Annotated in this window: 1 protein-coding gene; it reads right to left on the bottom strand. The window is 68.6% G+C overall.

Annotated elements, in window-relative coordinates; translation table 11 throughout:
• A partial coding sequence (locus NQV17_RS37860; protein WP_257776170.1) for an aminotransferase class III-fold pyridoxal phosphate-dependent enzyme occupies positions 1 to 427 on the bottom strand: 427 nt, incomplete at both ends.

Raw genomic sequence — 427 nt, 5'->3', positions numbered from 1 at the left:
CGCGCAGCAGCTTCAGGTTCGCGACCGCCACCGCCGCCGCGACCGGGTGCCCCGAGTACGTGAGGCCGTGATTGAATTCGCCGTTGTCGATGATCGGGCGCGCGATGCGTTCGTGGATGCCCACCGCGCCCATCGGCACGTAACCCGAGGTCAGGCCCTTGGCCATCGTGATCAGGTCCGGCTCGAAGCCGAAGTGCTGGTGCGCGAACCATTCGCCGGTGCGGCCGAAGCCGCCGATCACTTCGTCGGCGACGAGCAGGATGTCGTACTTGCGGCAGATCCGCTGGATTTCCGGCCAGTACGTCGACGGCGGGAAGATCACGCCGCCCGCGCCCTGGAACGGCTCGCCGATGAACGCCGCGACGTTCTCCGCGCCGAGCTCGAGGATCTTCGCCTCGAGCTGCTGCGCGCGCGCGAGGCCGAATGC

The sequence above is a fragment of the Burkholderia sp. SCN-KJ genome (assembly GCF_024656005.1).
Taxonomy (GTDB): Bacteria; Pseudomonadota; Gammaproteobacteria; order Burkholderiales; family Burkholderiaceae; genus Burkholderia.
The sequence above is the reverse complement of the archived record's forward strand: the minus strand, read 5'-3'. Positions and strand labels throughout refer to the sequence as shown.